The following is a 26,132-nucleotide window of genomic DNA, read 5'->3' on the forward strand; positions in this document are numbered from 1 at the left end:
TGGATGCCCCTGTGTCCGACACCAAGCTTGCCAAGGCCCTGACCGCTCCCCGGACCCGCGCGCTCACGCTGTGCGGGGTCCTCGTCGCTTCGCTGTTCGGCGTGGCCGCCTTCGTCCCGCTGCCGTACACCCTGACCTGGCCGGGCATCACCGCGGACACCCTCGGCAGCTACCAGGACAAGCCGGTGCTCACCATCACCGGCGCACCGGTGCGGACCACGCAGGGCCAGCTGCGGATGGTCACCATCTCGGCGACCAACGCCGGGGAGCGGACCACCTTCTGGCGCTCGATGCAGGCCTGGTTCGACCGGGACGAGGCGATCCGGCCGACCGAGACGGTCTACCCGGCGGGCGACCCGGCCAAGGCCGAGGAGGAGACCGCCCGGCAGATGACCGAGTCGCAGAACAGCGCCGCCATGGCCGCGCTCTCCTACCTGCACCTCTCGCCCGACCAGGTGAAGGTGAAGGTCGACCTCGGCGACATCGGCGGCCCGAGCGCCGGCCAGATGCTGGCGCTGGGCATCGTCGACAAGCTCGCCGGGGACGGCAAGGGCGGCGACCTCACCGGCGGGACGAACATCGCGGGCACCGGGACCATCGACGACCAGGGCGTGATCGGCCCGGTCGGCGGGGTGCCGTTGAAGACCCAGGCGGCCGCCCGGGACGGGGCGACGGTGTTCCTGCTGCCCAAGGACGAGTGCGCGGACGCCAAGGTGAACACGCCCGCGGGGCTGCGGCTCGTCCCGGTGGGCACGCTGGGCGAGGCCGTCGCCGCGCTGGAGGCGCTGCACGCCGGCGGGGCCGTCCCCAGCTGCTGAGCCGGCGACCGGCGCTCCCGCGCTACTCGGCGGCGGCCTGGTCCACCAGCGGCAGGATCCGGTACGGCACCGGGTTCTCCAGCGCGATCGCCGTCGAGGAGCGGACGATCCCGTCGAAGCCGACCACCCGGTCGATCACCCGCTGCAGATCCGCGTTGGACCGGGCCACGATCCGCACCATCATGTCCCCGCGCCCGGTGATCGTGTGCAGCTCCAGCACCTCCGGCACCGCCGCCAGGTGCGCCCGCACGTCGCTGCCCTGGCCCTGGGAGATCTCCAGCGTGGCGAAGGCCGTCACCGGGTAGCCCAGCGCCGCCGGATCCACCTCCGGACCGAAACCGCCGATCACCCCCTTGGCCTGGAGCCGGTCCAGCCGCGCCTGCACCGTGCCGCGGGCCACCTGCAGCCGGCGCGAACACTCCAGCACACCGATCCGCGGCTCCTCCGCGAGCAGCCGGATCAGCCGGCCGTCCAGGGCGTCGATCGCGTCGTTGCCGCCGCCCGCCGGGCCGGAAGGGCCTTGCCCGGCAGGGGAGTCGGGGACGCTCGGGGGGTGGGCGGGGGGCATCGCGGGCTCCTCCTCCGGTGGGCATTCTGTACAGCGCTGGGGCCGATTCTCCCGCCCCGGCGCACACCTTGACCAGGAGGAAACGGAACAGTTGCGCGACGGTCGCCCCGGCGCCACCCTCCAGCCACGACCCCGTGCGCCGTGCCGCACAGGCCCACGGGACAACCGTGGTCCCGCACGCCCACCGGGAGGGCCGTCATGACCGACACCGCCGCCGAACCCGCGCTGCTCACCGCCGGCCCGGGGGCAGCTCCCGGCCTCCGGGCCGGGGGAGGGGAACCCGACCTCGTCCCGATGGGGCGCGCCGACGCGGTGGTCTTCGCGGTCGGCGACGCCCGGCGGGCGGCCCGCCGCTACGCCACCGCGCTCGGCCTGCGCTGTACCGCCTACGCCGGCCCCGAGACCGGCGAACCGGAGACCGTCTCGTACGTCCTGGACGCGCCCGGGACCAGGTTCGTGCTCACCTCCCCGGTCCAGGTGACCGGGCCGCGCGGCCGGGAGCTGGCCGGGCACCTGGCCCGGCACGGCGACGGCGTCGTCGACCTCGCGGTGGCCGTGCCGGACGTCCACTACGCGTACGACTACGCGGTCGACCGCGGCGCCGGGGCGCTCGCCGAGCCGTACGAGGTGCGGGACCGGTACGGGACGGTGGTGCTGGCCGCGATCGGGGTGCCCGGCGGCACCCGGCACACCCTGGTCGACCGGTCCCGCTACCGCGGCCCCTACCTGCCGGGGTACGTGCCGTTCGAGCGCTGGTGACCGGGGGCCGCTCCCGCGCCCGGTCAGCGGACCGCCGTCTCCACGGTCGGCGGATGGCCGTTCCACGTCACGAAGACCGAGTTGGCCTGGTTGCCCTTGGTGAAGTCCACCCGCAGCCACTGCGGACCGTTCCACACCTGCATCTGCCAGCCCGGGTCCGGGGTCGCGGACACCAGCGAGGCGCTGTCGGCCCGCAGGTCCAGGGCGACCCTGCCGCCCGGAACCGGGTAACTGCTGACCGAGGACGTGGCGGTGGCGGTCGGCGTCGGACGGCGCGAGGAGGGCTGGGCACTGGACGGCGCCGCGCTGTGCGGGGTGGCCGCCGGGGCCGTGGCGGAGGCCGGGGCGGGCGGCTCCGGCCGCGCCGCCGACTGCGCCGGGGCCGGTGCGGCGGGCGTCGGCGTCCACGCCCCGGTGGCGGCCGGCGACGGCAGCGGCAGCGCCGTGGGCTGCTCGAACGCGGCTCCGGTCAGCACCGCGTGCACACCGAACCAGGACAGCGCCACCGCCGCCCCGGTGGCCGCCGCCCAGGCGCCGAGCTGTACCAGTCCGTTCCGCATCGTCCGCACATCCTGCCGTACCCGGGAGCCCCGACGCCCGGGCACCCCTGCCGTTCCGCGGGCAGGTCGCACCGGCCGCCAGGGTCGCACCGGAACGGTCCGCCCCCGGCCCGGCGGCCGCCGTGGCGCGCGACCCGGCGGCCGCCGCCGGACCCACCCGAGGTACGGACCGGCGGATCCCGATGGCGTACCGTGCAGGGCCATGGCAACAGTGCTCGTGGTCGAGGACGACCCCTTCGTACGCTCCGCCCTCATCCGGCACCTGACCGACACCGGTCACGCGGTCCGCAGTGTGGGCACGGCACTTGAGGCGCTGCGCGAGGTCGCCCAGGTCGGCTGCGACCTGGTGATCCTCGACCTCGGCCTGCCCGATCTGGACGGCAGCGAGGCACTGAAGATGATCCGCGGCCTGACCAACGTGCCGGTGATCATCTCCACCGCCCGGGACGACGAGGCCGAGATCGTCCGGCTGCTCAACGACGGCGCCGACGACTACCTGGTGAAACCGTTCTCCGGGGAACACCTCAGCGCGAGGATGGCCGCGGTGCTGCGCCGGCTCGGCGGCGGCGCCGCACCGGCCGCCCAGGTGCTCAAGGTCGGCGGACTCGCCATCGACCTCCAGCGCCGCGAGGCCTCCCTGGACGGCCGCGCCCTCGACCTGACCCGGCGTGAGTTCGACCTGCTGGCCTTCCTCGCCGCCCGCCCCGGAGTGGTGGTGCCGCGCAAGGAGATCCTGGCCGAGGTGTGGCGCCAGACTTACGGCGGCGACCAGACCATCGACGTCCACCTCTCCTGGCTGCGCCGCAAACTCGGCGAGACCGCCTCCAACCCGCGCTACCTGCACACCGTGCGCGGCGTCGGGGTCCGGCTGGAGGCGGCCGGACCCGGGCCCGCTCTCGCGGAGCACCGGACGTGAGGCGGTTCGGGCACTCGCTGCGCTGGGCCCTCATCAAGGCGGCCGTGGCCGGGACCACCATGGTCGCGCTGGCCTTCCTCATCCCGCTCGGGCTGATGGTCCAACAGACCGCCCGCGACCGCTCGTTCACGGCGGCCGAGCGCCAGGCGGCGGCGCTCGGCCCGGCCCTCGCCATCACCACCGACCAGGACGCCATCGCCCGCGCCGTGGCCAGCACCGACGCCGGCGCCCAGCGGCGGATGGCGGTGCACCTGCCGCTGCCGGCCGCACCGGGCGCGGCGACCGGCGGCACGTCCGCCGGGACGGCGATGGTCGGGCCGGACGGCGGCGTGACCATCGGCGAGGCCCGCGCCCCGGCCGACGACGTGGCCACCGCCGGCGGCCAGGGCCGCTCCTTCACCGTCGAGGTCCCCGGCGGCTACGCCCTGCTCCAGCCGGTCGCCGTCGACACCGGCCGGACCGCCGTGGTCGAGGTGTTCGTCGCCGACGGCGACCTCACCCGGGGCGTCGCCACCGCCTGGCTGGTGCTGTCGGCCGTCGCGCTGGCGCTGGTGGCCATCTCCGTCCTGGTCGCCGACCGGATGGGCGCCCGGATCGTCGCCTCCGCCCGCCGGCTGGCCGCCGCCGCCCGCTCGCTCGGCTCCGGCAACCTCGCCGTCCGGGTGCCGGTCGACGGCCGGGAGAGCGCCGGCAGCCCCGAGGAACTGCGCGAAGCCGGCCAGGCGTTCAACGCGATGGCCGACCGCGTCGTCCACCTGCTGGCCGCCGAACGCGAGTTGGCCGCCGACCTGTCGCACCGGCTGCGCACCCCGCTCACCGTGCTGCGGCTCAACGCCGCCTCGCTCGGCGAGGGCGACGCCGCCGACGCCACCCGGCACGCCGTCTCCCAACTCGAGCGCGAGGTCGACCAGATCATCCGCTCGGCCCGCCGCGCCCCCGAGGACGCGCCCGCCGTCACCGTCGGCTGCGACGCCGCCGAGGTGATCCGGGAACGGGTCGGGTTCTGGTCCGCGCTCGCCGAGGACGAGGGGCGCCGCTGGCAGCTGGCCGGGGCCGACCGGCCGGCCCCGGTGCCGGTGCAGCGCGGCGACCTGGCCGCCGCCGTGGACGCCCTGCTCGGCAACGTGTTCCGGCACACCGTCATCGGCACCGCCTTCTCGGTCGACGTGCTGGTCACCGACAGCGCGGTCATCGTCCTGGTCGGCGACGCCGGGCCGGGCTTCACCGACCCGGAGTCGGCCCTCCAGCGCGGCCAGGGCCAAGGCGGCGACGGCTCCACCGGCCTCGGCCTGGACATCGTCCGCAAGCTCGCCGAGGCCACCGGCGGTGACCTCGCGCTCGGCCGCTCGGCCGTGCTCGGCGGCGCGGAGATCCGGCTGCGGCTGCGGCCGCGGGCCGACCGCGCCCCGTCCCGGGCCAGCCGGCGGCGCAGCCGCAGCGCGCTGTTCCAGCGCTGAACGGCGGCGGCGTGCCGCGGCGGCCCGCGCCGCGGTCCTCAGCCGCGGCTCTTCCTTAAGCGGGCCCTAAGGGAGTTGTACCCCTCGCTGAGGGGGGCGTTTCCGGCCATCCGGCCCCACTAGCGTCGTCCGCGCCGGTCACCCGACCGAGCCCGGGCGCGCCGCCCGCACCGGGTCCACGGACCTCGTGCCGGGCCGTGGCGGCCCCGGCCCCCGCCACCCCGCCGGAGGTATCCGCACCATGACGACCCAGCCCAACCGCCGTTCAGGGCGCCGCCGGCGCAGCCGCAAGGGCGTCGTCCTCGGAGCCTCGGCGGTGGCCGCCGCGCTGGTCGCCGGCGGCGTCGTCGTCCTCGCCTCCTCGGCCAGCGCCGCCTCGCTCGGCGCCGTCTACAGCCGCACCAGCACCTGGGACTCCGGCTACACCGGGCAGTACCTGGTCAGCAACCCGGACGGCAAGGCGATCGAGAACTGGACGCTGAGCTTCGACCTGCCGGCCGGGGCGAAGATCGACTCGCTCTGGAACGCCACCTTCAGCGCCGAGGGCCGGCACATCACCGTCAAGCCCGAGTCCTGGAACAAGCGCCTGGAGCCGGGCAAGAGCGTGGTGGTCGGCTTCGTCGCCCAGGGCACCGGTGCGGCCGCCCAGGCCGAGCCCGCCAACTGCCTGATCAACAACGTCTCCTGCAAGGCCGGCGACGGCACCCCGCCGACCCCCTCGGGCCGTCCGACCGGCACGCCCACCGCCTCGCCGACCGCGACCACGGCACCCACCGCGACGGCGACCGCGACCGCCAAGCCCACCACGGCGCCGCCGAGCCCGACCGCCACGACCAAGCCCACCACCCCGGCGCCCACCGCGACCGCCACCCCCACGCCCACCGCGACCGCGACCGGCACCCCCGCCCCGGTCACCGGCGCCGGCTTCGCCCCGTACGTCGACACCTCCCTCTACCCGCCGTACGACCTCGTCGCCACCGCCAAGGCCACCGGCGTGAAGAACTTCAACCTCGCCTTCGTCGTCTCCGGCGGCGGCTGCACCCCCAAGTGGGGCAGCGTCAGCGAACTCTCCGCCGACGCGGTGGCCGCCCAGATCGGCGCGCTGCGCGCGGTCGGCGGCGACGTCCGGGTCTCCTTCGGCGGCGCCAACGGCAGCGAACTGGCCCTCGCCTGCTCCTCGGTGGCCGACCTCACGGGGGTCTACCAGAGGACCGTCGACGCCTTCGGCCTGACCAAGGTCGACTTCGACGTCGAGGGCGGCGCGATCAGCAACACCGCGGCCAACACCCGCCGCGCCCAGGCCATCGCGCAACTGCAGAAGAACGCCGCCGCGAAGGGCAAGGCCCTGGACGTCTCCTTCACCCTGCCCGCCCTGCCCTCCGGCCTGACCCAGGAGGGCGTCAACCTTGTCGCCGACGCCAAGAACAACGGCGTCGCGATCGGCGCCGTGAACATCATGGCGATGGACTTCGGCGACGGCGTCGCCCCCAACCCGCAGGGCCAGATGGGCAAGTACGCCATCGCCGCCGCCACCGCCACCCAGGCCCAGGTGAAGAGCGTGCTCGGCGTGGACGACGCCGCCGCCTGGCGCAAGGTCGCGGTCACCCCGATGATCGGCGTCAACGACGTGGCCAGCGAGATCTTCACCGTCGCCGACGCCAAGCAGCTCGCCGACTTCGCCAGGACCAAGCACCTGGCCTGGCTGGCGATGTGGTCCGGCACCCGCGACAAGGCCTGCGAGGGCGGCGCCAAGGCCTACGCCGACGCCACCTGCAGCAGCATCGCCCAGCAGCCGCTGGACTTCACCCGGGCCCTCGGCGCCTATACCGGCTGAGCCGGTCCCGGGCCTCTCCCGACCCTCCCCGGAACCCCGGCCGGCCGTGCTCCGCCCGCAACGGAGCACGGCCGGCCGGGGCGTTTCGCTACTCTCAGTGATCGCCCGGGCTCGGGACCGCCCGGCGGCCATCCGGTATCGTCGCTGGTTGGTCGAGCGGTGGACGGAGCGAACAGTGACAGCGGTGCAAGACGAGCGCAGCCCGGTGCGGACCGCACCCGACCCCGCGCCCGCCCCCCTGTCGGACCGCCTCAAGGACGCCCTCGGCGCTCCCGCGCGAGCCCTGCGCGAGGCCCCGCGCCGACCCCTGCTGGCCGTCTCCGCCGTGGCACTGCTGTCCCTCGTGGTCTACGCGGTGGTCCGGCACTTCGTCCACACCTCGATGGTCGACATGATCGTCTACCGGGCCGAGGGCGCTGCGGTGGCCAACGGCGACGACCTCTACGGCCTGCGGGTCACCGAGTGGAACCTGCCCGCCACCTACCCGCCGTTCGCCGCGATGCTGTTCGTGCCGACGACCTGGTTCCCGGTGCCGCTCCTGCGGATCGTGATCACGCTCGGCAACCTCGGGCTGCTCGCACTCCTCACCCACCTGTCGTTCAAGCTCGTCGGCTGGCCGCGCCGGGAACTGCGCCCGCTCGGCGTGATCCTGGTCACCGGCGGCGGGGTCTGGCTCGAACCCGTCTTCACCACGCTGCGCTACGGCCAGATCAACCTCGCGCTGGCCTGCCTCATCCTCTGGGACCTCACCCGCCCCGACGGCCGCCGCAGCAAGGGCGTCGCGATCGGCATCGCCGCTGGCATCAAGCTCACCCCCGGCCTGTTCGCCGTCTACCTGCTGATCACCGGCCGGATCCGGGCCGCCTTCGTGGCCGGCCTCACCTTCCTCGGCACCTTCCTGATCGGCGCGCTGGTCCTGCCCGACGCCACCTGGGGCTTCTGGACCAAGTACCTCTACGACTCCTCGCGGGTCGGCAAGACCCAGATCGTCGACAACCAGTCGGTCCGCGGCGCCTTCGCCCGGCTGCTGCACACCGCCGAGCCCGGCACCGTCGCCACCCTCGGCGCGGGCCTGGTCGCGGTGGCCGGCCTCGCCGTCGCCGCCTGGGCCGCGGGCAGCTCCCGCTGGCTGCCGCGCGCCGAGGCGTGGGGCGTCTGCTGCGCCGCCGTCACCGCGGTGCTCATCTCGCCGATCAGCTGGACCCACCACTGGGTGTGGTGCGTCCCCGTGCTCGCCCTGCTCGCCTGCGAGGCGGCGGTCGAGCAGGCCCGCCCGGCCGCCGTCCGCAAGCGGCGCTGGCGCGCCGCCTTCGGGGCCACGCTGGTCGCCTTCCTCTCCTTCGCCATGTGGGCCGCCAAGCCGCAGGGCGCGGCGGTCCTGCACATGGGGCCGCTGCGCCAGATCCCGACCTCCGTCTACCCCCTGGTCGGGATCTGCTTCCTGCTGGCGGCCGCGCTACGGACGCGGGCGCGGCGGCGCTCCGCCGGCGCTCCGCTCGTCCCGCTGCCGGGCCAGCGGACGGGCAGCGACCGCCAGGGCTCCGCGCACGACCGTCAGCAGGCCCCCGCGGCCCGCTGAGTCGTCGGGGGCGCCCGGCCGGGGGCCGTGCGGTTCCCGGGGCCGGCGCTGCTGTGGGTGGTGGCGCTCCGGCGGGCGGCGGTGCCTTCGGGAGCGGTCCTGCCGGGTGCCGTCCGTCACGCGAGCAGCTCGGCCAGCGAGCCGTCCATGTCCAGCGCGGCCATCTCGCTGCCCGGCGGCACCAGCCGGTGCGCCCGCTCCAGCCAGGCGGCCACCGCGGGCAGCGGCGCCTCCAGCAGCGCGTCCCCGGCCGGCGAGCTCAGCGCCATGCAGAGCACGCTGCGCCGGCCCGACCGGGTCGGCCAGATCCGCACGTCGCCCTGCCCGCACGGGCGGAAGGTGCCCTCCACCAGCAGCTCGCGGGCGAACACCCAGGTGACCGGCGAGCCGGTGTCCAGGTGGAAGGTGATGTGCACGGCGTACGGGTCGTGGCTGCCGTAGGACAGCCGGGCCGGGACGGGGACGCTGTGCTCGGGGGAGAGCACCAGGTTGAGCTCCAGTTCGTGCTCGACCACGCTCGTCGGTCGCTCCATGATCGTTCCTCTCTGCTTGCGGTGCGTCTGCGGTGCGCCCGCGGTGTGCGTGCGGTGCGCCTGCGGTTCGTGCCCGGTTTCGGGCCCTGTGACCTTGGAGAGTGCGGGTCGCGGGCGCTCTTACACGCGTTTCCGGGAATTTCTCCGACTTCTCGCGAGTACCGCGGACGCGGGTGCGGGCGCGGGGGTCCCCGGGGAGGGGGTGTGAAGGCGGTGGGGTGGGGAGTGCGGAGAGGCACTTCGCGCCCCTGTCCTTACCCCGGGTGGGCCCGGGCTGTCCGGTGATTGGCCAAGTTCCAACCACCGGGCTTCCGAGGTACTACCCTTTGTGACTGCCCGGCGACTGTCCGCCCATCCGGCGGTACCCTCGCGCGCGCCGACGTCGAAGCCACCCGGGTCGCCCGAGCCGTTGTCGCGCGAACCGCTCGCCGGGCGCGCCGCATCGGCCCTGCGAGGAAAGAAGACCCCCATGACGGACCGGCCCTTCGCCGGCGGCGAGGAGACGGCCGTCGGCCCCACTCCGGGCTACTACCCCGACCCCTCGGTGCCCGGCTTCGTCCGCTACTGGGGCGGTACGGCGTGGGTGCCCGGGACCAGCCGGCCCGCGCCCGCCGAGGGCGAGGTGCTGGAGCCGCCCCGGTTCGTGTCCCGCCGCAGTGGCGCGGCGGCCGGCGTGGGTGCGGGGGTCGGGGCGCGGTTCGTGCCGCCGCCGGTGGTGCCGGAGGTGGAGGCGGTCGCGGCTCCGGCGCCGGAGGTGGTCGCGGAGGCGGTCGCGGGGCCGGTCGCGCTGTCGGCCGACGACCCGGCGGCGGGCGGGGCGGTTTCGGCCGCGGTTCCGGAGTTGCGGCCGGCGCGGGCTCCGGAGACGTCGACCGGGGAGACCGGGCCGGTGTACCTGGACCAGACGTCGGGCGGGGCGTCGTTCAGCTTCGGGCCGCAGCTGACGGGCGGGCCGGTGTTCCACACGGCCGGGGCCGCCGCCGTGGGGGCCGACACGCCGGAGCCCGGCACGGTGGGTGAGGAACCGCCGGGCTGGCAGGCCGACCCCCGGGCGCAGCGGGGGCTGATGGAGACGGGCGGCGCTCCCCGTTGGGTCTCCTGGGGAGTGCTGCCCGGGGCGGAGCCGTCGCCGAGGCCGTCCGTGGCGTCCCCGGCGGGTGCGGGTGCGGGTGCGGGTGCGGGTGCGGGTGTGGGTGCGCGTCGTGCGGGTGCGGGTACGGACGCGGCCGTGGTGAGGGAACCCGAGGCGGTCGGGCCGACCACCGTCGAGCCGTCGGTGGTCGAGCGGGCGGCCGCCGAGCGGGTGGAGCCCGCCGCGGCGCCGGTGGCCGGCGTGCGGGCCGTCGTGCCGGCTCCGGTTCCGGTGTCCGTGGCCGCCTCCGAGCCCCAGCCCGTGCCGGTGTCCGCGTCCGCGTCCGCGTCCGCGACCGCGTCCGTGGCGCCGGCGGCATCCGGGGTACCGGCGGCGCCTGCCGTGGTGCGCTCGGCGGCCCGTACCCCCGGCCCCGGCCCCGCCGCCGTGCCCACGCCGCGCCCGGCCGCGCGTCGCCGGGTCGCCGCTCCCGCCCCGGCCGGCCTGGGGCGGCGGCTGGTCGCCCGGCTGGTGGACACCGTCGTGCTGGCCGTGGCCGCCACCGCCGCCGCCGTCCCGCTCGGCAACTCCGTGCTGACCCACATCCAGCGCAAGCTCGACCAGGCCCGGATGGCCAGCTCGCTCACCCGCCGCCAGGTCGACGTCTGGCTGGTCGACGGCGTGGTGGTGGGCAAGGTCGCCGTCCTGCTCGGCATCCTCGCCTTCGTCGGCCTGCTCTACGAAGTCCTCCCGACCGCTCGCACCGGCCAGACCTTCGGCAAGCGGCTGGCCCGGATCCGGGTGGTCGCCGCGGCTCCCGGGGCCGCCCGGACCCGGCTGAGCTTCGGCCGCTCGCTCTGCCGATGGCTGGTCAGGAACGTCTCCGCGGTCCTGCTGCTGGGCCTGGTCTGGCCCCTGTTCGACCGCCCCGCCCGGCGCGGCTGGCACGACCGCGCGGCCCGTACCCGGGTGGTCCGGTCCTGACCGTCGGCACCCGGGGCGACGGGCGCAGCGGCGACAAGGCAACCAGGCAAAACGGACTAAATATCCGAAGTTCGGTGAATGTGTGATGGTCTACTCGGGGGCATGAGCTCCTACAACCCCTCAGGCCCCGAGCCGGAGGGGGGCGGTCAGCCCTCCTTCGACAAGCAGCCCCCGCAGCCGGGCGGCGGCACGCCCGAAGGTGCGCCGTCGGACCCGTCCGGGACCCCGCCGCCCGGCTCCACCCCGCCGCCCTCCGGCAGCCCCTACGACCGCCCCGGCGCGTACGGCGGCGACTACGGCGGCACCCCCGGCGGTTCGCCGTACGGGCAGAGCCCCTACGGCCAGTCGCCGTACGACAAGCCGCCGCCCGGCTACGGCCCCACCGGCTACGGCGCTCCGGGCACCGGCCCCGTGCCCGGCATGCCGCCCCTCGGCAGCTGGCCGAACCGGATCCTCGCGCGACTGATCGACTACGTGCTGGTGCAGGCCGTGGCGCTCCTCGTGGTGCTGCCCTTCGCCAGCCTCAGCGACCGCTCCGGCTCGGCCGGCGCGTTCTGGCTCGCCTGCGCGCTGTGGCTGATCTACGACGGCGTGATGCTCAGCCGGGACGGTCAGACCCTCGGCAAGAAGGCGATGAAGATCCGGGCGGCCATGCTGATCGACGGCAACGTGCCGACGCAGTCCGCCGCCTGGACCAGGTCGGCCGTCTTCATCCTCCCCGCGGTGATCTGCTGCGCCGCGCTCTGGTGGGTGATCGACGGCCTGTTCGGCGTCTTCGACAAGCCGTACCGCCAGTGCGTCCACGACAAGGCCGCGAAGACCGTGGTGGTCACCACGACCTGACCCGTCCGTGGACAACCGCCGCCGGCCGCCGCCGGCCGCCGACCCGGTACCGCCCGGTGGTGCCTCAGTGCTGCCGGGCGTATTCCTGTCCAGCGGCGGCAGCAGCAGTAGCGGCAGGCGAGGCGGAGGCCACGGCCGGTGCCGTGGTGGGCGTGGCCTCCGGCGCGGGAACGGTCGGCACCGACAGCAGGGTCACGAGCGTCACCAGCGTGCCGAGCGCGAGCGCGAAGCCCACCACCACCGCGACCTCCAGGACGCCCGCGGCGCCCGAGACGGCCAGCAGCGCCACGGTTGAGGCGACGACGGTGAAGGTGCCGAGGCAGATCTGGGGGGTGGTCGGGCGCGGCATGGCGTCGGTCCTTCGCACGTCGGGGAACGGGCGGGCGGTGGTGCCGGTGCGGAACGCTCCTACCCGGCACGGGAGTTCGGTAAGTCCAGCCTAATCCGCCGGATCCGGGGCACGGGGGGCGCACGGACTCACCACGGGGTCGTCCGCCCCCGCCGGACCGGTCACGCCCCGGCCGGTCCCGCCACGCCCCGGCCGATCCCGCCACGCCCCGCTCGGTACGGTGAACGGGACCGAACCGTCCACGCACCAGGGGGAACGCCGTGCCCGTCGCCGACTGGCCCACCACCGAGACCGAGGCGATCGCCGAACAGGAACGGCTGCGCCCGCTCGTCCGCCCGCACGGGCCCGGCCCCGCCACCGCCGGCGGCCCCCACGACCACCTGATCGCCGGCGTCGACGTCGCGTACGACGACGAACGGGACCTCGTGGTCGCCGCCGCCGTGGTGCTCGACCTCGGCAGCCTGGCCGTCGTCGAACAGACCACCGCCGTCGACCGGATCGCCTTCCCCTACGTCCCCGGCCTGCTCGCGTTCCGCGAACTCCCCACCGTCCTGCACGCCCTCGACCGGCTCACCCACACCCCCGGCACCGTCGTCTGCGACGGCTACGGCCTCGCCCACCCGCGCCGCCTCGGCCTCGCCAGCCACCTCGGCGTCCTCACCGGCCTGCGGACCATCGGCGTCGCCAAGACCCCGTTCACCTTCGACCACCGCGACCCCGACGCCCCCCGCGGCTCCTGGACCCCGCTCACCGACCCGGCCACCGGAGAGGAGGTCGGACGCGCCGTCCGCACCCGGGCCGGCGTCAAACCGGTGTTCGTCTCCGTCGGCCACCGCATCGGCCTCGCCGAAGCCGTCGACACCACCCTGGCCCTCGCCCGCGCGTACCGCCTCCCCGAAACCACCCGGCACGCCGACGCGCTCTGCCGCCGCACCCTCGCCGCCCTGCAGGAGGGCACGTCCGCGAACTGACGGCCCGGCAGGCCCCGGCGGTTCGTCCCGCGCGCCGTTCTCCGGGCGCGGGGCATGTGTTAGACATGAGTCTTCCGGAAGCCGTCCGCGGGACGGCCCAGAAACGGACGCACGGGGGAGGCGCCGGAAAGTGGCAACGGGGACGACAGGGACCGGACCGGCCGGCGGCGGCTACCGCGTCGAGGTCGAGCAGCTACGGGCCTTCGCCGCCCAGGTCCGCGGACTCCTCGCGGAGTTCCAGCACCACGCCGACGGCACGAAGGCGCACGGCCAGAGCGGCGTCGGCCAGAACGCCTTCGGCACCTTCGCCGAGGCCACCGAGGTCCACAACCGGTACCAGACCATGCGGGACGGCCTGCGCGACGTCCTCAACCAGCTCCAGGACGCCGTCGACGAGGCCCAGAAGAAGGCCGAACTCACCGCGACCAACTACGAGGAGCAGGAACGCCACACCGTGGGCAAGTTCAAGCTCGGCGACGACGGCTGGTCGGTCGCCAACCCCTCCGCCACCAGCGCGGCCGCCTACGCCCAGACCGTCGCCCCGGCCAAGCACTCCGGCGGGAAGTCCGAGCGATGAGCACCCCACAACAGCAGTCCCGGAAGAACGGAGAGGGCCACCGATGAGCGGGTCGGGCTACACCAAGTTCAACGACTACAGCCACGCCGAACTCCGCAAGATGGCCCAGGCCCTCAACCCCGGCGAGGTGATGGCCGCCAGCGACCCCTGGCGCCGCGCCGCCGACACCCTCAAGGCCATCCGCGCCACCCTCACCCGCGCCAGCACCGAGGCCGCCGTCACCTGGGAGGGCAGCACCAGCGACGCCTTCCACAGCCGCATGCTCCAACTCGCCGCCACCATCAACAACACGGCCTCCTACGCCAACGACGCGGCCAACACCCTCAAGGCGCTCTCCGAGGCCATCTCCAAGGCCAAGCGCGACATGCCCGAAGAGCCCAACGGCTGGGACCAGTTCACCGACGGCGTCGGCGACACCGTCTCCGCCCTCTTCGGCGGCGACGACGAGGACACCAAGACGGCGGTCGCCGACCAGAAGAAGGCCGAAGCGGCCGCGGTGATGCAGACCCTCGCGATGCACTACCGCGTAGCCGCCCCCATCCTGAAGCCCCCGCCGGCCTACTACCGCGGCGACGATGTCCACGATGTCACTGTGGCTCCTTCCGATCCGTCCGCAGGCGCACCGGCTCTGAGCGCCGTCATGGCCGGTATCGGCTACACCAATCCTGGAACGGTGTCGGCTACCACCAGCAGCCCCTCACCGCGGGCGTCGAGGACCACCGACCAGGGAATGCCGAAGCCGGCAAACACGAAGGCGGCGCCGCCACCGACCGATTCAGGTGTCAAGGGCGGTACGGCGCAGCCGGCTCCCAAGTTGCCGTCGGTCAAGAACTACGGTCCTGGTGCCGGGGCGGACGGTCCGACGACGATCACGTTGCCCAGTACGTCCGGGACCAACACACTCTCCACCAATCCCACCAGCCCGAGCACCAACACCGGCGCGCCCGTTGGACCCACAACGGGCGGCAACGGTGGTGGTCCCGGCCCCGCCACCAATAGTGGGCCGATCGTGGGCGTGCCGGGCAACAGCCAGGTCAAGGGCGGGCCGCAGACCAAGGACGCCTTTGGCCGTACGACGGCTACTCCCGGCCAAGCCGCCGCTCGCGGCGGTAAGGCGTTCGGTGTGGGCGAAGCGTTCCAGGGCGGGTTCGGTACCGGTGGTCGGCCCACTGCTGCCGGGGCTCGCTCTGGGGGCGGTCTTCCAGGACGGAACGGGGGCGTCATCGGAGGGGGCGGCGGTCGAGCGGGCGGCGGTTCCGGCGCGAAGCACGCTTTCACCGAGGGCGGTTCGGGAATCGGGGCCCGGGGCCGGATCAGAGGAGAGTTCGCTCCGAGCGGTGCCGGCGGCATCGGCCCCGCGATGCCTCTCACCGACGCCCAGCGGCGAAAGAAGGACGAGGAGGAGCGCGGAAAGCGTCCGGATTACCTCGTCGAGGACGAGGAGGCGTGGGCGTCGGACAAGCCGACGAACCCGAACGTGGTGGAATGATTCCAGCCCTCTGGAGGGCAGACAGACGATCGGTCGTCCCGTAGGTCGGTGACTTGCGGGACGCTTCGCTGGGTGAGGTGATCAGGCTTGACGAGCGGTCGAGTAGGGCGTGGAGCAGCCGTGCTCACCGCCGGAGCCTTGTTGTTTGCGATGGCTTCTCCGCCGGCGGCGGCGGATCAGATCCGGGACTCACAGTGGCCGCTGAGGACTTTCGAAGCCGAGACGAAAGTCTGGCCGGTCAGTCAGGGCGAGGGTGTCATCGTTGCCGTGGTGGACGGTGGCGTCAATCAGGATCACCAGGATCTCATCGGCCAGGTGTTGCCCGGTGCTGACTTCTCCGGAGGATCCTCGGACGGGCGGTTCGACGCTGACGGTCACGGCACTGCGATGGCAGCTCTGATCGCCGGTACCGGACACGGTGCGCAAGCCGGAATCAAGGGTCTCGCGCCCAAGGCCAAGATTCTTCCGATCAAGCTCACGAGCAAGGACGGCCAGTGGGGGGACCAGGGGCCTGACTTCGCGCGGGCCATCAGGTTCGCAGCAGACCATGGGGCGAGGGTCATCAACATCTCCCTCGGCGGATACTTCCGGACCGACAAGGATGCGCGTGACGCGATCAAGTACGCGGTGTCCAAGGACATCGTCCTCGTGGCGTCTGCGGGAAACAGCGGGAACAGGTCCTTGCCCGTCGAGTACCCGGCGGCGTTCCCGGGCGTGATGGCCGTCGCGGCGGTCGATCAGCAAGGGCGAGTCTGGGAGAAATCCACCTACGGACCTGAAACCACGATCGCTGGCCCAGGTGTCGAGATCTATCAGGCCACCGCCAAGTCGACATCGAGCTACGGCGTCGGCAACGGGACGTCTGATGCCACCGCCTACGTCTCTGCCACCGCAGCCCTCATTCGGTCCAAGTACCCGAATCTTTCGTCAGGCCAGGTCATCAGCCGGATGATCAAGACTGCTACTCCGCCGCCGGACGGTTCGGGTGTGCCGAACGACCACTACGGGTACGGGATCGTTTCCCCCACCAAGGCCCTTGAGCCGAATGCGGCTGTGGACGGCGGGCCGAAGGACAACCCGTTGGTGGGCCGGGCCGAGTCGCAAGGAACTCCGGACACGGGCACGGAAGGTGCCACGAACGGTTCCGACGCGTCCCCCGTGCCGACGAAGGGCGGGAACCCGGGGATCACGTACACCCTGATCGGTGCCGGGGTGGTGTTGGTGGTGGTGGCCGGTGGGGTGGCCGGTGGTCTGGTGGTGCGGGCGCGGCGGAGGCGGCGGGCGGCCGCTGTCGCGGGCCCGTATCCGCAGGGGTACCCGGGGTACCCGCCACCGCCGCCGCAGCGGCCGTACCAGTAGGCCCGGGCTGCGCGGCAGGCCCGTTGTCGGGCGGGCCGGCCTGCCGGCCCGCGCCGTATCGGGCTGGCCGCATTTCGGCGGCCGATGGCGTTATCGCCGCTGGTGGGGGTGGCGCCGGCCCGGCCATCCTGGACGCATGACCACTCCCGAGAACGCCGCCCCCGCACCCGCCCCCGCACCCGCCCCCGCCGCCGCTGACGGCATCGTCCCGGACACCAAGGACTGGACCTGGGTGCTGGAGCAGCCCTGCCCGGACTGCGGCCTGGACTCCGGGGCCGTGGCCCGCGAGGCCGTCCCCGGAATGATCCGGACCAACGCCGACGCCTGGGTGGCCCTGCTGGGCGGGGACGAGGAGGCGCTACGCCGCCGGCCCCGCCCGGAGACCTGGTCGGACCTGGAGTACGCCTGCCACGTGCGGGACGTCTTCCGGCTGTTCCACTTCCGGCTGAACCTGATGCTCGACCAGGAGGGGCCGCTCTTCCCGAACTGGGACCAGGACGAGACGGCCGTGGCCGAGCGCTACGGGGAGCAGCGGCCGGCGGTGGTCGCGGTGGAGCTGGCCGAGGCCGCGCGGATCCTCGCGGACGCGTTCGCGCGGGTCGAGGGCGGGCAGTGGCTGCGCACGGGGGAACGCAGTGACGGCGCGCGGTTCACGGTGGAGTCGTTCTCCCGCTACCTGGTCCACGACCCGGTGCACCACCTGTTCGACGTGACGGGCGTGCGGGTCTGAGCGGGCGGCCGGCGAGCCGGGCACTGGGGGGTTCGGGCGCGCGGGCCCGGCCGGGATCACCAGCCGGAGGCCTCGCGCAGCATGGTGCGGCGGAGCCGGCCGGCCACGCTGGCGGTGTCGGTGCCGATGACGTCGGCGATCTCGGGGGCGGCCAGGCCGACGATGTAGTGCAGGATCGCCAGGTCGTCGTCGGCGGGGTGGCTGGGCCGGGCCGGCGGGTCGGAGCGGAGGGTGTGCTCGCTGACGGTGCCGCGCAGGATCTGCCAGGCGTGTGCGGTCGGGTTGGAGCTGCCCAGTAACTCGCGCCAGTGGACGGCGATTTCGGCGAAGGCCTGCTGGACCGCCCCGGCCGCCTCGGTCTGGTCGGGCAGCCAGACGCGGGCATAGCTGAGGTACCGCGGCCGGTGCAGTTCGCAGAACGCCGCGAACTCCAGGGGTACGGCGGGCGGTTCGCCGGGCCCCGGGGGTGGCTCGGCGACGCTGTCGTGACGGTTGGTCATCTCGGCTTCTCGGCAAGTGAGATGGGCTTCTGACGGTCGATCATCTGTGCTCACTCTACGGTAGGCGCTCGGTGCGCTGGGTTACCAATCGGATTGAATGCCCGGATCACACCGGCGCTCGGCCGGTTCCGGCGGTGGCCGGGTGCGGTGTCGGTCGGGCGGCGGGGTGGCGCGGGGCCGGTGGTAGGGGTGGTGCGCGGCGCTACCGGGGTCGCGGGTGTGAGGACGTCGTGGCCGGTCAGTGCGGGTGGCTGGCGAGGGGTCGCGGGGCGGTTGATGGGCCACCGTAGGCGGTCCGGTGGCTCCCGTCCACACCTGCGGCGTGAAGCCGCGCCCGCGCCACCGGTCGCGCGCGCGGCGGGTGGAAACGGGCGCGGAGGCGGGCGCGCGGAGGGGTGGTGCGCTCCCGTCGGGGCGGCGCGCCCGGGGGCTGGGGACGTGGCGGGACCGGGGGTTCGGGCGGTCCGGCGTGGGCCGGCCGCCCTCGTTCGCGCCGGTCACGGCCGTGCGGACCGGTCGCCGGCGAGCGGGTGCCACCGGAGGCGTGACGGGGGGTCAGCCGCGGTTGCGCGCCTCCGCGGCCGGTATCCGCCCGTCCGAGGCGACGGGGGTCCGGTCGTCCGCCGCGGTACATCGTTCGAGCTGGGTGGGGAACGCCTCCACGATCCGCCGCCGGGCCCGTGCGGCCGCCGCGGCCGCCGCCGCGTCGGCTGCGGCCGCAGCGCTCTCCGCAGCGCTCTCCGTCACGCTCTCCGCCGCGCTGCCCACCGCGCCGTCAGCCGTGCCGTGAGCCGCGCTCTCCTCGCGCTCCTGCCCGGCCCCGGTGGCCTCGGCGGCCCCGGTGGCCTCGGCGGCCCCGCGCCGGCCCCGGCCGACCGCACTGCGGGCGGCATGCTCCTCGGCCGCCTGTCTCGCGGCGAGGTAGGCCTGGACGACGGCCATCCCGTAGACCGGCTGGATCAGTTGGTGGCCCTTGAAGAAGGGTCTGGCCGGGGCGAACCCGGCGGCGACCACGAGGTCGCGGATCTCGGCTATCTCCGCCTCGCTGCGGGCGGTGAAGCGGACCTCCCAGCCCTTCTTGTACGTATGGCCCTGTTCGCCGCTGCGTCGGGCCGGGTCCGGCCGGCGGACGTATCCGGGCAGGCGGCCGAGGCGGAGCTGGGCCGCGCGGAGGCCGGCGGTCTCGTCACGTGACATGAACCAAGGGTAGGCAATCCGGAGAGTGCGAGTGACGCCCGGAGGCTCCTCCGCGTATGTCCTTGGTCACGCACGGTCAGACCCGCTGGTCGCTGATCGGCTCCGACCGATGCTGACAACCCGATGACCGCCTATTACTCCGAATGAGTGAGGGTATGGGGACTTTAGTGCGGGGTGGTCCCGGTTTCGCGACGGTTGGGTAACAGTGCGTCAGGCGACCGATGACCGGTCCGGGGTGTTGGGGATGGTGTCCGCATGAGCTACCGCATTCCCTCTCCGCCGCCGTCCCTGGAGGAACTGGCGAAGCGTCAGCAGAACGTCGTCACCGCCAGCCAGCTGCGCGCCCGGGGCGTGCCGACCCGGGTGGTCACCGAGCACTGCCGCCGCGGCGGTCCCTGGCAGCGGCTGCTGCCCCGCGTCTACCTGCTGCAGTCCGGCGAGCCGACGCCGGAGCAGCGGATGTGGGCCGCGCTGCTGTACGCGGCGCAGAACGGCCGCGAGGAGGGCCGCCGCGAGGGCGCGGTGATCACCGGCACCGCCGCGCTGGCGCTGTACGGCTTCGCCGCCGTGCCCCGGCTGCCGGCTGTCACCGGGGTGGACGTCCTGGTGCCCCGGCAGCGCCGGCTGAAGGACGCCGGCGAGGTGCGGATCCGGCGCACGGAGCGGGAGTTGGTCGCCCGGTCGGTGCACGGGCTGGCGTGCGCGCCGGTGGCCCGGGCGGTCGCCGACGCGCTGTGCGAGTGGACGGCGGGGGATGCGGCGCCGGCGTTCGGCGCGGGCGTCGCGCTGCCGGTGCGCGCGGTGCTGCGGGAGGCCGTGGGGCGGGCCGGGGGTCGGGTGGCCCGGCCCGAGGCCCGTTGCACCGTGGGAGAGTTGGTCGCCGAGCTGACGGAGTCCGGGCTGGCCGCCGACCTGCGGGTGCGGGCCGCGCTGGACGAACTGCTGGCCGCCGAGCGGGACTCCGTGCTGACGCGGCTGGGTGAGCTGGTGGACGAGTGGCTGCTGCCCGTTCCGCTGACCGCCCCGGAGCTGCGGATGCGCGGCGGCACCTACATCGCCGTGCCGGACCTGTACTGGCCGCGGGCCGGGGTGGCGGTGGAGGTCGACTCGGAGCTGCGCTGCGTGAGCGAGGGGGAGGCGGCCTGGGTGCGCGGCGGCCAGCACCGGATGGAGTACCTGGGGATCCGGGTCGTCTACCTCTCCGGCGCCCGGCTGGCCGCCGAGCCGGACGCGGTCGGCGCCGAGCTGCGCGAGGCGTTCCGGCTGGGCGGAACGGACGTGGTCGAGCTCCTGGTCGGCGAGGCCTGACCGCCACTCGGCCCCGCACCGCCGCTGAGCCCCGCACCACTGCCCGTCCCCGCGCCGCGAGCGCTCGGCCCCCGCACCACTGCCCGGCCCGCGCCAAGAGCCCCGGCCCGCGCCAAGAGCGCTCGGCCCCGCACGACCGCCGCCGCTCGGCCCCGCGCGGCGAGCGCTCGGCCCCGCACGACCGCCGCCGCTCGGCCCCGCGCGGCGAGCGCTCAGCCCCGTACGACCGGCGTGCCGACCAGTTCGACCCCGGCCGCCCGCAGCTCCTCCAGCGCGGCGGCGGTGGTCTCCGGCTTGACGCCGGCGGTGAGGTCGAGCAGGACGCGGGTGGTGAAGCCGGCCCGGGCCGCGTCCAGGGCGGTGGCCTTGACGCAGTGGTCGGTGGCCAGGCCGACCACGTCCACCTCGGTGACCTGGCGTTCGCGCAGCCACTCGACCGGCCCGCGGTTGTTCTCGTCGAAGCCCTCGAAGCCGCTGTACGCCGCCGCGTACGCGCCCTTGTCGAAGACCGCCTCGATCGCGCCGGAGGTGACGGAGGGCGCGAAGTTGGGGTGGAAGCCCACCCCTTCGGTGCCCGCGACGCAGTGCACCGGCCAGCTGTTGACGTAGTCCGGCTGCTCGGAGAAGTGGTCGCCCGGGTCGATGTGGTTGTCCCGGGTGGCGAGGACGTGCTGGTACCCGGCGCTGGACTCGGCGATCAGGTCGGTGATCGCGGCGGCCACCTCGGCCCCGCCGGCGACGGCCAGGCTGCCGCCCTCGCAGAAGTCGTTCTGCACGTCGACGACGATCAGTGCCCGGTGCATGGCTCGCATCCTCGGTTGTGGGGGGTGGTGCGCTGGTTCTGTGCGCTTCCGGTGGGAACTCTACGGTCGACTGTAGGCAGTGGCACCCGGGGGCGGAAGGCCCGGGGAACGCCCGCGTCCCGGGCCCGGCCCGCCGGGCCGGTCGGCCCGGGGCCGCGGCGGGCTGTCAGAGGATCAGCTCGGTCGGCAGGACCGGGTCGCCCTTGGAGAGCTGGGTGGCCGAGAGCGGCAGCCCGGCCCGGGCCCGGACGTGCCGGTCGCGGGCCGCGTCGAGCGGTTCCCGGCCGACCACCTCGCCGGCCAGCACCAGCGGCACCTGCGTCAGGTGCGGTTCCAGCCCGGCCGGGACCGGTCCGGTGCCGACCACCTCGGCCTCGGCCACGCCGTCCGCGTCGGGCCGGCGGGCCGCCCACTTGCGGCCGCCGATGCTGGTCTTGCCGCCGGCCGCGCGCTTGGCGACCGGGACGAGCGGCCCGTCGGCCGACTCGGCGCGGGCCACCAGCTTGTAGACCATGGCGCAGGTCGGGTGGCCGCTGCCGGTGACCAGGCTGGTGCCGACGCCGTAGCCGTCGACCGGGGCGGCGGCGAGGGCGGCGATCGCGTACTCGTCCAGGTCGGAGGTGACGATGATCTTCGTCTTGTGGGCGCCGAGCTCGTCCAGCTGGCGGCGGACCCGGTGGGCCAGCAGCGTGAGGTCGCCGGAGTCGATCCGGACGGCGCCGAGTTCGGTGCCGGCCACCTCGACGGCGGTGCGGACCGCCTCGCGCAGGTCGAAGGTGTCGACCAGCAGCGTGGTGCCCTTGCCCATCGAGGCGATCTGCGCGCGGAACGCGTCCCGTTCGCTGTCGTGGACCAGGGTGAAGGCGTGCGCGGCGGTGCCGGTGGTCGGGATGCCGTGGGTGAAGCCGGCCTCCAGGTCGGAGGTGGCGGCGAAGCCGGCCACGTACGCGGCCCGGGCGGCCGAGACGGCGGCCTGTTCGTGGGCGCGCCGGGCGCCCATCTCGATCACCGGGCGGCCGCCGGCGGCGGCGGTCATCCGGGAGGCGGCGGCGGCGATCGCCGAGTCGAAGTTGAGGATCGACAGGATCACCGTCTCCAGGATCACCGCCTCGGCGAAGGTGCCCTCGACGGTCAGCAGCGGCGAGCCGGGGAAGTAGACCTCGCCCTCGGGGTAGCCGTGGATGTCGCCGGTGAACCGGTACTCCGCCAGGTAGCGCAGAGTGTCCGCGTCGACCACGTCCTGTCCGGCCAGCCAGTCGAGCTGGGCCGCCGTGAAGCGGAAGTTCTCGACGGCGTCCAGCACCCGGCCGGTCCCGGCCATCACGCCGTAGCGGCGGCCGGCCGGCAGGCGGCGGGTGAACACCTCGAAGACGGAGCGGCGGTGCGCGGCCCCGCTCCGCAGGGCGGCCTGCAGCATGGTGAGCTCGTAGCGGTCGGTGAGCAGCGCGGTCGAACCGGCCGCGCGCACTGAAGTGGCGTCCATGGAGATGATGCTACTACCACTTAGCGTCAGAGTGACGATTTCTCGCGGCCGGGGAACGGCCGAGGAACGGCCGGGGGTCGGCCGGGGGTCGGCCGGGCGGATCGCCGGGAGGATGGCCGAGGGATGGCGGGGGCGACGGCCGGGCGTTCGCGCGCCCGGGGGCGGAATCGCCCGGACGTCCCCCGGATGGCAGCATGGGGGCTGAAAGGGCAGGTGGCCGAGGAATGGCGAGGAGGACCCGGCGGTGAGTGTCGCGCCCGCGGAGATCGAGCGCCCGGAGGTCGAAGGACTCCCGGTGGCGGAGCCGGACACGCCCTGGGTGACCATCGTGCACAACGACCCGGTCAACCTGATGAGCTACGTCCAGTACGTCTTCCAGGCCTACTTCGGGTACCCGAAGGACAAGGCCCGGAAGCTGATGATGGAGGTGCACACCAAGGGTCGGGCGGTGGTCTCCAGCGGGTCCCGCGAGGAGATGGAGCGCGACGTGCAGGCGATGCACGGCTACGGCCTCTGGGCGACGCTCCAGCACGACTGAGCCGCGGGCCGCACCGCGGGCGCCACCACCGAAGACGACGAGGACGGGCTGACCGATACAGATGGCTGGGTTGTTCGAGAGTGCCGGCGGCGGGACCGCGGCGATCGCGCTGGACGAGGTGGAGGCCTCCATCCTGCGCTCCCTCGAGGTGCAGATGCTGGAGCTGATCGGCCCGGGCCCGGGAGGCGAGGGGGACGACCCGCTCGCCGCGCTGTTCGCCGAGGGACCCACCGAGGCGCCCGCCGACCCGGCGCTGGCCCGGCTCTTCCCGGACGCCTACGGCGATCCGGAGAAGCCGGACGACGACGAGAGCCGGGCGGCCTCCGGCGAGTTCCGCCGCTACACCGAGCTGGACCTGCGCGCCCGCAAGCGCGACGACGCGCTGCGGGTGGTGCGGGCGCTGGACGGGCTCGGCGGGGAGGGCGGGGTGCTCAAGCTGCCCGCCGCCGACTGCCTGCGCTGGCTGGGCGCGCTCAACGACCTGCGGCTGACCCTGGGGGTGCGGCTGGAGGTCACCGAGGAGGACGAGCAGGGCCTCTACGGCCTGCCGGACACCGACGAGCGCAAGCCGCTGGTCATGGCGTACCTGTGGCTGGGCGCCCTCCAGGAGTCGCTGCTGGAGGCGATCGCGGACTGACTCCGCGACCCGATCCTGCCCCGGATTCCGGGCACCCCGGCCCCCTGTCCAGCATGCGGACGGGGGGCCGGGGCCTTTCCGTTCAAATCGGGCGGAATCATATGACTCCATGCTCAAATATCGCTCAGATGGACACCGCTATCCGGATTCTGCGTGGTACGACTTCTCATTCCCACGAGACCATCCAGGACGGTGCACCCATGGCCGAGCAGCTCCACGACCGCGTGGTCCACACCAAACCGGAGGAGGAGGGCTACGAGCGGGGTCTGGGCGGCCGCCAGATCCAGATGATCGCCATCGGCGGCGCCATCGGCACCGGCCTCTTCCTCGGCGCCGGCACCGCGATCTCCAAGTCCGGGCCGAGCCTGATCCTGTCCTACGCGGTGGCCGGCGTGGTGATCTTCGCGATCATGCGCGCCCTCGGCGAACTGCTCACCTACCGCCCGGTGTCCGGCAGCTTCGCCGAGTACGCCCGGGAGTTCCTCGGCCCCTTCGCCGGCTACGTGACCGGCTGGACGTACTGGCTGTTCTGGGTCGTCACCGGCATGGCGGAGACCACCGCCGCCGCCGTCTACGTGAAGTTCTGGGCGCCCGGCATCCCCCAGTGGCTCAGCGCGCTGACCTTCCTGGTCGTCCTCTACGGGGCCAACCTGATCTCGGTGAAGCTGTTCGGCGAGATCGAGTTCTGGTTCTCCATGGTCAAGGTCACCGCCATCATCGGCATGATCCTGATCGGCGTCGGCGTCCTCACCCTCGGTTTCAGCGACGCCGGTGACACCGCGTCGGTCAGCCACCTCTGGGCCGACGGCGGCTTCTTCCCCAAGGGCATCGGCGCCACCGTGATGACCCTGCAGATCGTCATGTTCGCCTACCTCGGCGTGGAGCTCGTCGGCGTCACCGCCGGCGAGAGCGAGAACCCCGAGAAGACGCTGCCGCGCGCCATCAACACGCTGCCCTGGCGCATCGCGCTGTTCTACATCGGCGCCCTCGTGGTCATCCTCTCGCTCGTCCCGTGGACCGAATTCCAGCCCGGCGTCAGCCCGTTCGTCGCCGCCTTCGGCAAGATCGGCATCCCGGCGGCGGCCGGCATCATCAACTTCGTGGTGCTCACCGCAGCGCTGTCCTCCTGCAACTCCGGCATGTACTCCACCGGCCGGATGCTGCGCGACCTCGCCCTGAGCGGCCAGGCCCCCGGGCGGCTGACCAAGCTCAACGCCCGGCGCACCCCCGCCGCCGCGATCACCCTGTCCTGCGCCCTGATGGGCGTCGGCGTGGTGCTCAACGGCGTCGTCCCCGCCAAGGCCTTCGAGTACATCACCTCGGTCGCCACCGTCTGCGGCCTCTGGACCTGGGCGATGATCCTGATCTGCCAGATCCGCTACCGCAAGGCCTGGAAGGCCGGCCACCTGCCGGCGCCCACCTTCAAGGCGCCCGGCGGCGTCTGGAGCAGCTGGGCCGCGCTCGGCTTCCTGGTCCTGGTCGTCGTGCTGATCGGGCTGGACGAGGACAACCGGATCTCGCTCTACGTCTTCCCCGGCTGGGCCGTGCTGCTGGTGATCGGCTACCAGGTGCTCAAGCGCCGCAACCCGGCCGCCGTGCGGGGCGTCGCCCGCGCCCACGACGGCGCCCACGACCGCTCGCACGCCCGCGACGGCGGCTGACCGGCCGTCGGACCAGGCAGTGGACGCCCCGGCGGACCCCCGCCGGGGCGTGGCTATCCTGACCGCATGCTGACCATCACCCGAGAACTGCGCGACCAGATCGTCGCCCACGCCCGCGCCGACCACCCGGACGAGGCCTGTGGCGTGGTGGCCGGACCGGCCGGCAGCGGACGGCCCGAGCGGTTCATCCCGATGCTCAACGCCGCCCGCTCGCCCACCTTCTACGAGTTCGACTCGGGCGACCTGCTCAAGCTCTACCGCGAGATGGACGACCGCGACGAGGAGCCCGTGATCGTCTACCACTCGCACACCGCCACCGAGGCCTACCCCTCGCGCACCGACGTGAGCTACGCCTCCGAGCCGTTCGCCCACTACGTCCTGGTCTCCACCGCCGACGGCAACGGCCCGGACGACCCGTACCAGTTCCGCTCGTTCCGCATCGTGGACGGCGAGATCACAGAGGAAGACGTCCAGGTCGTCGAGGCGTACCAGCCCTGACCAGCACCCACCTGGGCGCGGGCCCGCCGCCCCCCGGCGAAGGGGGGGGGGCCGGGGGGGGGGCGGCCCCCCAAAAAAAAAAAAACAAAGCCGCGGGCCGGCAGTATGG

Annotated in this window: 25 protein-coding genes and 1 pseudogene; 18 read left to right on the plus strand and 8 right to left on the minus strand. The window is 74.0% G+C overall.

The features are described 5' to 3' along the window. Positions 1 to 11 precede the first annotated feature (11 nt). The gene (locus ACFVHB_RS07645; RefSeq protein ID WP_380316662.1) at positions 12 to 818 is read left to right on the plus strand and encodes a S16 family serine protease; all 807 of its coding nucleotides are present in this window, start codon (positions 12 to 14) and stop codon (positions 816 to 818) included. Positions 819 to 840: 22 nt separating this feature from the next. Here the strand turns inward: ACFVHB_RS07645 and ACFVHB_RS07650 are convergent, their stop codons facing one another. After that, entirely contained in the window at positions 841 to 1,386 is a 546-nt protein-coding gene (locus tag ACFVHB_RS07650) for an Lrp/AsnC family transcriptional regulator (RefSeq protein WP_380316664.1), read from the minus strand. A 294-nt stretch (positions 1,387 to 1,680) separates the two neighbouring features. On the opposite strand from ACFVHB_RS07650, the pseudogene ACFVHB_RS07655 reads away from it, so the two are divergent. Then, positions 1,681 to 2,127, plus strand: a pseudogene (locus tag ACFVHB_RS07655) (VOC family protein); the annotation flags it as partial. A 41-nt stretch (positions 2,128 to 2,168) separates the two neighbouring features. Here ACFVHB_RS07655 and ACFVHB_RS07660 read toward each other — a convergent pair. Further along, positions 2,169 to 2,705 (minus strand): hypothetical protein, encoded by a 537-nt coding sequence (locus ACFVHB_RS07660; protein ID WP_380316666.1) that lies wholly within the window; start codon positions 2,703 to 2,705, stop codon positions 2,169 to 2,171. Positions 2,706 to 2,907: 202 nt separating this feature from the next. Here ACFVHB_RS07660 and ACFVHB_RS07665 point away from each other — a divergent pair, with 202 nt between their 5' ends. The 4 genes from ACFVHB_RS07665 to ACFVHB_RS07680 all read left to right on the plus strand — a co-directional run bounded on the left by ACFVHB_RS07665 (position 2,908) and on the right by ACFVHB_RS07680 (position 8,491). Further along, positions 2,908 to 3,621, plus strand: a complete 714-nt coding sequence (locus ACFVHB_RS07665) for a response regulator transcription factor (protein WP_380316668.1) — start codon at positions 2,908 to 2,910, stop codon at positions 3,619 to 3,621. A 17-nt stretch (positions 3,622 to 3,638) separates the two neighbouring features. After that, a complete protein-coding gene (locus ACFVHB_RS07670) occupies positions 3,639 to 5,078 on the plus strand; it encodes a sensor histidine kinase (protein WP_380316912.1) in 1,440 nt (479 codons plus the stop codon). 241 nt (positions 5,079 to 5,319) lie between these two features. Further along, positions 5,320 to 6,912, plus strand: a complete 1,593-nt coding sequence (locus tag ACFVHB_RS07675) for a cellulose binding domain-containing protein (protein WP_380316670.1) — start codon at positions 5,320 to 5,322, stop codon at positions 6,910 to 6,912. Positions 6,913 to 7,087: 175 nt separating this feature from the next. Continuing rightward, on the plus strand, positions 7,088 to 8,491 hold the full coding sequence (locus tag ACFVHB_RS07680; protein ID WP_380316673.1) for a glycosyltransferase 87 family protein: 1,404 nt from the start codon (positions 7,088 to 7,090) through the stop codon (positions 8,489 to 8,491). Positions 8,492 to 8,607: 116 nt separating this feature from the next. On the opposite strand, the gene ACFVHB_RS07685 is transcribed toward ACFVHB_RS07680, so the two are convergent. Further along, positions 8,608 to 9,024, minus strand: coding sequence for an SsgA family sporulation/cell division regulator (locus ACFVHB_RS07685; RefSeq protein WP_376161675.1), 417 nt, complete (start codon positions 9,022 to 9,024; stop codon positions 8,608 to 8,610). A 469-nt stretch (positions 9,025 to 9,493) separates the two neighbouring features. Here ACFVHB_RS07685 and ACFVHB_RS07690 point away from each other — a divergent pair, with 469 nt between their 5' ends. Next, complete coding sequence (locus ACFVHB_RS07690; protein WP_380316676.1) at positions 9,494 to 11,080, plus strand: RDD family protein; 1,587 nt, start codon at positions 9,494 to 9,496, stop codon at positions 11,078 to 11,080. Between the two features lie 102 nt (positions 11,081 to 11,182). Beyond that, a complete protein-coding gene (locus ACFVHB_RS07695; protein WP_380316679.1) occupies positions 11,183 to 11,923 on the plus strand; it encodes an RDD family protein in 741 nt (246 codons plus the stop codon). Positions 11,924 to 11,987: 64 nt separating this feature from the next. Here the strand turns inward: ACFVHB_RS07695 and ACFVHB_RS07700 are convergent, their stop codons facing one another. After that, positions 11,988 to 12,272 carry a hypothetical protein gene (locus ACFVHB_RS07700; protein ID WP_380316682.1) on the minus strand — a complete coding sequence of 95 codons (285 nt, stop codon included), beginning with the start codon at positions 12,270 to 12,272 and terminating at the stop codon, positions 11,988 to 11,990. A gap of 260 nt (positions 12,273 to 12,532) precedes the next feature. Here ACFVHB_RS07700 and ACFVHB_RS07705 point away from each other — a divergent pair, with 260 nt between their 5' ends. From ACFVHB_RS07705 to ACFVHB_RS07725, 5 genes are all read left to right on the plus strand, one after another. Continuing rightward, positions 12,533 to 13,243: an endonuclease V gene (locus ACFVHB_RS07705; RefSeq protein WP_380316685.1), complete on the plus strand. Its 711-nt coding sequence runs from the start codon at positions 12,533 to 12,535 to the stop codon at positions 13,241 to 13,243. Positions 13,244 to 13,373: 130 nt separating this feature from the next. Next, entirely contained in the window at positions 13,374 to 13,820 is a 447-nt protein-coding gene (locus ACFVHB_RS07710) for a hypothetical protein (protein WP_380316688.1), read from the plus strand. 43 nt (positions 13,821 to 13,863) lie between these two features. After that, entirely contained in the window at positions 13,864 to 15,309 is a 1,446-nt protein-coding gene (locus ACFVHB_RS07715; protein WP_380316691.1) for a hypothetical protein, read from the plus strand. A gap of 120 nt (positions 15,310 to 15,429) precedes the next feature. Continuing rightward, positions 15,430 to 16,668 (plus strand): type VII secretion-associated serine protease mycosin, encoded by a 1,239-nt coding sequence (gene mycP, locus ACFVHB_RS07720; protein ID WP_380316693.1) that lies wholly within the window; start codon positions 15,430 to 15,432, stop codon positions 16,666 to 16,668. Positions 16,669 to 16,804: 136 nt separating this feature from the next. After that, positions 16,805 to 17,398, plus strand: coding sequence for a DinB family protein (locus tag ACFVHB_RS07725; protein WP_380316696.1), 594 nt, complete (start codon positions 16,805 to 16,807; stop codon positions 17,396 to 17,398). A 56-nt stretch (positions 17,399 to 17,454) separates the two neighbouring features. On the opposite strand, the gene ACFVHB_RS07730 is transcribed toward ACFVHB_RS07725, so the two are convergent. Together ACFVHB_RS07730 and ACFVHB_RS07735 are read right to left on the minus strand one after the other, a co-directional pair. Beyond that, positions 17,455 to 17,898: an RNA polymerase sigma factor gene (locus ACFVHB_RS07730; protein ID WP_380316699.1), complete on the minus strand. Its 444-nt coding sequence runs from the start codon at positions 17,896 to 17,898 to the stop codon at positions 17,455 to 17,457. Between the two features lie 555 nt (positions 17,899 to 18,453). Then, positions 18,454 to 19,095, minus strand: coding sequence for a hypothetical protein (locus ACFVHB_RS07735; protein ID WP_380316702.1), 642 nt, complete (start codon positions 19,093 to 19,095; stop codon positions 18,454 to 18,456). Positions 19,096 to 19,350: 255 nt separating this feature from the next. On the opposite strand from ACFVHB_RS07735, the gene ACFVHB_RS07740 reads away from it, so the two are divergent. Further along, positions 19,351 to 20,403, plus strand: a complete 1,053-nt coding sequence (locus tag ACFVHB_RS07740) for a hypothetical protein (protein WP_380316705.1) — start codon at positions 19,351 to 19,353, stop codon at positions 20,401 to 20,403. Between the two features lie 212 nt (positions 20,404 to 20,615). Here ACFVHB_RS07740 and ACFVHB_RS07745 read toward each other — a convergent pair whose 3' ends face one another. Beyond that, positions 20,616 to 21,206, minus strand: coding sequence for an isochorismatase family protein (locus ACFVHB_RS07745; protein ID WP_380316708.1), 591 nt, complete (start codon positions 21,204 to 21,206; stop codon positions 20,616 to 20,618). Positions 21,207 to 21,372: 166 nt separating this feature from the next. Beyond that, complete coding sequence (locus tag ACFVHB_RS07750; protein ID WP_380316711.1) at positions 21,373 to 22,689, minus strand: nicotinate phosphoribosyltransferase; 1,317 nt, start codon at positions 22,687 to 22,689, stop codon at positions 21,373 to 21,375. A gap of 244 nt (positions 22,690 to 22,933) precedes the next feature. Between ACFVHB_RS07750 and clpS the strand changes: the two genes are divergently transcribed. From clpS to ACFVHB_RS07770, 4 genes are all read left to right on the plus strand, one after another. Beyond that, positions 22,934 to 23,227: an ATP-dependent Clp protease adapter ClpS gene (gene clpS, locus ACFVHB_RS07755; RefSeq protein WP_148644646.1), complete on the plus strand. Its 294-nt coding sequence runs from the start codon at positions 22,934 to 22,936 to the stop codon at positions 23,225 to 23,227. A gap of 61 nt (positions 23,228 to 23,288) precedes the next feature. Further along, positions 23,289 to 23,864 carry a DUF2017 domain-containing protein gene (locus tag ACFVHB_RS07760; RefSeq protein WP_380316715.1) on the plus strand — a complete coding sequence of 192 codons (576 nt, stop codon included), beginning with the start codon at positions 23,289 to 23,291 and terminating at the stop codon, positions 23,862 to 23,864. Between the two features lie 200 nt (positions 23,865 to 24,064). Next, positions 24,065 to 25,525, plus strand: a complete 1,461-nt coding sequence (locus ACFVHB_RS07765; RefSeq protein WP_380316718.1) for an amino acid permease — start codon at positions 24,065 to 24,067, stop codon at positions 25,523 to 25,525. A 66-nt stretch (positions 25,526 to 25,591) separates the two neighbouring features. Then, on the plus strand, positions 25,592 to 26,023 hold the full coding sequence (locus ACFVHB_RS07770) for a Mov34/MPN/PAD-1 family protein (RefSeq protein ID WP_380316721.1): 432 nt from the start codon (positions 25,592 to 25,594) through the stop codon (positions 26,021 to 26,023). Positions 26,024 to 26,132: the final 109 nt, after the last annotated feature.

Source organism: Kitasatospora sp. NPDC127111 (assembly GCF_042677465.1).
GTDB lineage: Bacteria > Actinomycetota > Actinomycetes > Streptomycetales > Streptomycetaceae > Kitasatospora.

Bases quoted from the DNA above. Each gene is read 5' to 3' on its own strand.
- ACFVHB_RS07650 (WP_380316664.1), bottom strand. From the start codon at position 1,386: ATGCCCCCCGCCCACCCCCCGAGCGTCCCCGACTCCCCTGCCGGGCAA.
- ACFVHB_RS07745 (WP_380316708.1), bottom strand. From the start codon at position 21,206: ATGCACCGGGCACTGATCGTCGTCGACGTGCAGAACGACTTCTGCGAG.
- ACFVHB_RS07750 (WP_380316711.1), bottom strand. From the start codon at position 22,689: ATGGACGCCACTTCAGTGCGCGCGGCCGGTTCGACCGCGCTGCTCACC.
- ACFVHB_RS07665 (WP_380316668.1), top strand. From the start codon at position 2,908: ATGGCAACAGTGCTCGTGGTCGAGGACGACCCCTTCGTACGCTCCGCC.
- ACFVHB_RS07730 (WP_380316699.1), bottom strand. From the start codon at position 17,898: ATGACCAACCGTCACGACAGCGTCGCCGAGCCACCCCCGGGGCCCGGC.
- ACFVHB_RS07735 (WP_380316702.1), bottom strand. From the start codon at position 19,095: ATGTCACGTGACGAGACCGCCGGCCTCCGCGCGGCCCAGCTCCGCCTC.
- ACFVHB_RS07770 (WP_380316721.1), top strand. From the start codon at position 25,592: ATGCTGACCATCACCCGAGAACTGCGCGACCAGATCGTCGCCCACGCC.
- ACFVHB_RS07690 (WP_380316676.1), top strand. From the start codon at position 9,494: ATGACGGACCGGCCCTTCGCCGGCGGCGAGGAGACGGCCGTCGGCCCC.
- ACFVHB_RS07760 (WP_380316715.1), top strand. From the start codon at position 23,289: ATGGCTGGGTTGTTCGAGAGTGCCGGCGGCGGGACCGCGGCGATCGCG.
- ACFVHB_RS07695 (WP_380316679.1), top strand. From the start codon at position 11,183: ATGAGCTCCTACAACCCCTCAGGCCCCGAGCCGGAGGGGGGCGGTCAG.
- ACFVHB_RS07685 (WP_376161675.1), bottom strand. From the start codon at position 9,024: ATGGAGCGACCGACGAGCGTGGTCGAGCACGAACTGGAGCTCAACCTG.
- ACFVHB_RS07765 (WP_380316718.1), top strand. From the start codon at position 24,065: ATGGCCGAGCAGCTCCACGACCGCGTGGTCCACACCAAACCGGAGGAG.
- ACFVHB_RS07700 (WP_380316682.1), bottom strand. From the start codon at position 12,272: ATGCCGCGCCCGACCACCCCCCAGATCTGCCTCGGCACCTTCACCGTC.
- ACFVHB_RS07740 (WP_380316705.1), top strand. From the start codon at position 19,351: ATGAGCTACCGCATTCCCTCTCCGCCGCCGTCCCTGGAGGAACTGGCG.
- ACFVHB_RS07675 (WP_380316670.1), top strand. From the start codon at position 5,320: ATGACGACCCAGCCCAACCGCCGTTCAGGGCGCCGCCGGCGCAGCCGC.
- ACFVHB_RS07725 (WP_380316696.1), top strand. From the start codon at position 16,805: ATGACCACTCCCGAGAACGCCGCCCCCGCACCCGCCCCCGCACCCGCC.
- ACFVHB_RS07715 (WP_380316691.1), top strand. From the start codon at position 13,864: ATGAGCGGGTCGGGCTACACCAAGTTCAACGACTACAGCCACGCCGAA.
- ACFVHB_RS07660 (WP_380316666.1), bottom strand. From the start codon at position 2,705: ATGCGGAACGGACTGGTACAGCTCGGCGCCTGGGCGGCGGCCACCGGG.